This is a genomic window from Syntrophothermus sp. (assembly GCF_013314835.1).
GTDB lineage: Bacteria > Bacillota > Syntrophomonadia > Syntrophomonadales > Syntrophothermaceae > Syntrophothermus > Syntrophothermus lipocalidus.
The window spans coordinates 1-3,731 of sequence record NZ_JABUEX010000121.1; the positions used below are offsets into that span (position 1 = coordinate 1).

The 3,731-nt window shown below is 50.5% G+C and carries 4 protein-coding genes and 4 tRNA genes; 2 read left to right on the forward strand and 6 right to left on the reverse strand.

The features are described 5' to 3' along the window. Positions 1 to 716: 716 nt before the first annotated feature. Positions 717 to 1,136, reverse strand: a complete 420-nt coding sequence (locus HPY90_RS15290; RefSeq protein ID WP_287195769.1) for a putative toxin-antitoxin system toxin component, PIN family — start codon at positions 1,134 to 1,136, stop codon at positions 717 to 719. Further along, positions 1,133 to 1,420, reverse strand: a complete 288-nt coding sequence (locus HPY90_RS15295) for a type II toxin-antitoxin system Phd/YefM family antitoxin (RefSeq protein WP_287195771.1) — start codon at positions 1,418 to 1,420, stop codon at positions 1,133 to 1,135. The genes HPY90_RS15290 and HPY90_RS15295 overlap by 4 nt, the downstream gene beginning before the upstream one ends. Positions 1,421 to 2,337: 917 nt before the next feature. Here HPY90_RS15295 and HPY90_RS15300 point away from each other — a divergent pair. Then, positions 2,338 to 2,610 carry an AbrB/MazE/SpoVT family DNA-binding domain-containing protein gene (locus tag HPY90_RS15300; protein WP_287195773.1) on the forward strand — a complete coding sequence of 91 codons (273 nt, stop codon included), beginning with the start codon at positions 2,338 to 2,340 and terminating at the stop codon, positions 2,608 to 2,610. After that, positions 2,591 to 3,031, forward strand: a complete 441-nt coding sequence (locus HPY90_RS15305; RefSeq protein WP_287195775.1) for a putative toxin-antitoxin system toxin component, PIN family — start codon at positions 2,591 to 2,593, stop codon at positions 3,029 to 3,031. The genes HPY90_RS15300 and HPY90_RS15305 overlap by 20 nt, the downstream gene beginning before the upstream one ends. Positions 3,032 to 3,287: 256 nt before the next feature. Here the strand turns inward: HPY90_RS15305 and HPY90_RS15310 are convergent. The 4 genes from HPY90_RS15310 to HPY90_RS15325 all read right to left on the reverse strand — a co-directional run bounded on the left by HPY90_RS15310 (position 3,288) and on the right by HPY90_RS15325 (position 3,677). Next, positions 3,288 to 3,362: transfer RNA gene (locus HPY90_RS15310), tRNA-Val, on the reverse strand. 2 nt (positions 3,363 to 3,364) lie between these two features. Further along, a tRNA-Glu gene (locus HPY90_RS15315) sits at positions 3,365 to 3,439 on the reverse strand. 80 nt (positions 3,440 to 3,519) lie between these two features. Further along, a tRNA-Ile gene (locus tag HPY90_RS15320) sits at positions 3,520 to 3,595 on the reverse strand. A gap of 7 nt (positions 3,596 to 3,602) precedes the next feature. Then, positions 3,603 to 3,677: transfer RNA gene (locus HPY90_RS15325), tRNA-Asn, on the reverse strand. Positions 3,678 to 3,731: the final 54 nt, after the last annotated feature.

The window sequence follows — 3,731 nt, forward strand, 5'->3', positions numbered from 1 at the left end:
AACACCCATCACTGCGGGTTCACAAGATAAGAGGGACTCCGTTCTGGGAAGCCTATGTTAACAAGGACATCCGCATCGTTTACCAGGCGGAAAAGGACGTTCTCACCCTGCACGCTATAGGACATCACGACATTTTGAAGGAGTATTAGCTTGTAACCGCAGTACGACCTTTTTGACAGGTCTGATACTCCGGGGTTTTTCTTTTGACCAAAACCCGCAAATGTACTGTCGGCCGTCTTTCATGGCCTGCACATTCCGCAAGTGCAACGTCCAGCAAAACTAATTTTCCTAAATACGGTGTTGCTGCTCCCTTAAAAATCTCGGAGATAGACGGTGTTAATTGTCCGGAATATGACGGAGTAACTGACCGGAGAGCACAGGTAAGGGAAGAGGGAGAACTAACTCAGTTCTCCCTGAATTACCCGATTCACCATGTGGTCGTCAATAATGCGATAGCCGTTCTGAGCCCCGTATATCAGGCAAAATGAAAGATGACTTCAAGAGCGCCCTTGTCAAGCTGCTCCTTTTTTAGCACGCGAATAACGCCTTACCTTCTGCCTATCTCATCTAGAAACTTTAGAAACTTCTCCAGTGGCTTCCCAGGCAGTTCGGCGGCGCGGGATTCGGAAATCAAATCTTCGGCCAGCGCGCGCATAACCAGGCGGTCCATCCGCTTGGGTTCGTCCGGAGGCAGCGCATCACTTCCTAGTCAAGGATTAAGAACCATCACCAGTTGCTCTAAGCAGCGACAGCAGTTCCCCTGGCGACACTACGGCGATGCCGCCGCAACCTTCGGCAGGAAAATGCTTCTGATTCCCCGTGACGATAGCATCGGCTGTGCCCGCTGCGGCTACTTCCACAAACATCACATCATCCGGGTCCGGAAGCTCAGCGTTCAAAGGCGGAGCCGCAACCGCCACGCCTTCTAAACGAAAGAAGTCCAGGAGCGCCTTCACGTCCCGCGGTTCAAATCCAAATCGGCTTCTTCCTAGCACTTCCTCGTATTCACGCAGGATGCGGTCGTCGAACACTAGAATCAACAGGCCTGCAAGAACCGCATCCAAAACCCGCGCTGAAGGGCCGTAGGGAGTGAGCAGAGCTGAAACCAGCACGTTCGTATCCAGCACTACCTTCACGGCCTGCGCTCCTGTCTTACCGCAAGTATTTCTGCTTCGATCTCATCTACGCTCATATTTTCCAGTCCGGCCTGGCGCGCGCTCTCTCTTAAGCGTCGGACTGCGGCTTCAGCTCGGGCGCGTTTCACCATCCGCATCATTTCCTCCAGTTCTTCTTCCCGCACACCTATTAAAAGAGCAACAGGGCTGCCGTTGTGGGTGAGAACGGCTTCTTCCCCTGACTGTAGTTTACTCCATATCTCCTTACCTTTCTGTCTCAAGTCGCGCACCGTTACGAAACGCATAAAAACCACTGTCCTTTCTCGATTGTGTCTTTTCTGTGTCTCTATTTTATCACAACTTGATCAGGAGGTCACTCCCAACTCGTCCTCTCCTGTTGTCGATCTGTGATAATCTCGCCTTCGGTTTCCAGACCTCCTAAAAAGAAGAGAAGACCTAAATCTTATCGCTCAAGACCTCGCCGGGCTAGGATGGGCTAACTGGTCCAGATCGATGCCAGCCCTTTCCCCTGGCTCGGACCCGATAAGCCTTATGTCTCTCTCCTTGCTGCTATCGACGACGCTACCGCTACTGTCGTGGCCGATGTCTTCAGACCCTCTGAGTATCTAGTCGGCTTACCTTGTACTGCTCTACAAGATCGCTACTAATTAGGGGGTGCCGACTCGCTGATGAAAACAACAACCAGTCAGCCTTGTTTTTGATAGCGGACCTGTTGCCAAACTCATTGTCCAGCGTCTATGGCAAGGATGATGAGAGCTGATTAACCAATAGTGGCCCGAGCGCAGTCGTTACTAAACCGGAAACCTGTCCAGGTTCCTTTCGTCTTCGTCCAACCTCTTTTACCAGTTGCCTGATTAAGTCAAGAAACGCGCATTTTGGGGATCTATAACCCATTACTTGAGACTTGTGCACACCAACCAACCCCTAAAAATCGGGGATTTATCGTAGATAAAAAAGGACTTTACCCCCCGTTTTGCCGAATTTTTAAGGCGAGAAAAACCAAAACCAACAAAACGTGAAAGGGTGAAGTCACCTACGTATATTCGGCCCGGTAATGATTGTTCTTGGTCTTTTTGAGTCTGCTTTTTTCGAATTATGCGGAAGTCTCGATCGGTAGCAACAGTTTACTTTTAATCGTGCTTCATTGAAATACGTTCCAGCGTTATAATGAAGTCAGAATTCTGAAAGGAGGATGTCCGCCATGAATCCTGCGGGTCAAGAAACAAAAAAAGTTCGCGTTTGGGGCAAGGGCCAATTCACAATCCCCGCCGAATTCAGAAAGGACCTCAACATAGATGAGGACACAGTTCTGGAAGTTTTCAGAGCCGGCAGGGCGATAATAGCAATGCCGGAGGCCCTTACTGTTAGGAAGCTTGCATCCTCAGTGCTCAAGGAAATGAAGCGGAACAACATCCAGTTGGAGGATCTGCTGAAGGAACTGCGAGAGGGCGACCATGAGTACGAAGCAGATTAAGGTATTTCTCGACAGCAGCGTGATAATCTCCGCTCTTGCCTCAAAGAGAGGCGGCTCTCACAAACTTCTTGCTCTGGCCGAAGCAGAAGTGGTCACGGCAGTAATCTCCGATCACGTAATAAACGAAGTGCTTCGCAATATCCAAAGGAAACTCCCTGACGCTCTGCCTTTGTTTGAAAAGCTGTTTGAGACATTGCCTTTTCAGTTGGTCCAGGTTACTCAGAAAGAAATAACCCGCGCCTCCAAGCATATAAACACCCATGATGCCCCCGTCCTGGCAGCGGCAATCTCCGGGAGAGTGGACTGGCTGGTAAGCCTTGATAAGCATTTCTTAAGGCTTAAGGGAGAAGAGTTTGGTTTTAGAGTCGGCACGCCGGGCGATTTCCTGGAGCGGCTGTCGGATCTTATGAAAACAGAATAACAGCTTTCCAACCGCACCATAACTGCCCACTACGTCCATCCCGACCTCGTCGCCATGAGGGCCGTGATCGAACGGGTCTTCAGAACTTACGACCTCTTATGACCCCCTGACTGGTGAAAACTGCACATACACGCCCGAAATGTTGTTGTCCCAACTGCACACAAAACTACACACAAGGCCGCATTTTTTGCCAACGTCTGTTAATCGTTGCCCAATAAAAAATCCTCGGAAACCCCGAGGATTATTGATTTTTAGTTGGTGGGCGATAGTGGACTTGAACCACTGGCCCCCTGCTTGTAAGGCAGGTGCTCTCCCACTGAGCTAATCGCCCGTTGGTGACCCCAAGGGGATTCGAACCCCTGTTACCGCCTTGAAAGGGCGGTGTCTTAACCACTTGACCATGGGGCCACAATCTCATTCAAATACGTATGTCATGTACCCGAGTCTGTCCTAACTTCGAGCATCAACATACCGCCTAGTTTCTGGGATGGTGGGCCTACCAGGATTCGAACCTGGGACCAACCGGTTATGAGCCGGTAGCTCTACCAGCTGAGCTATAGGCCCAAAACTTTGGCTCCCCGAGCAGGATTCGAACCTGCAACCCTCCGGTTAACAGCCGGATGCTCTACCGTTGAGCTATCGAGGAGCGCCATCGGCAAGTCTTATTATAAGGGGTAATCCGCTTAAAAGTCAACAGTGT

Excerpts from the sequence above, each read along its gene's own strand:
- HPY90_RS15295 (WP_287195771.1), bottom strand. The coding sequence starts at position 1,420 with ATGCGTTTCGTAACGGTGCGCGACTTGAGACAGAAAGGTAAGGAGATA.
- HPY90_RS15300 (WP_287195773.1), top strand. The coding sequence starts at position 2,338 with ATGAATCCTGCGGGTCAAGAAACAAAAAAAGTTCGCGTTTGGGGCAAG.
- HPY90_RS15305 (WP_287195775.1), top strand. The coding sequence starts at position 2,591 with ATGAGTACGAAGCAGATTAAGGTATTTCTCGACAGCAGCGTGATAATC.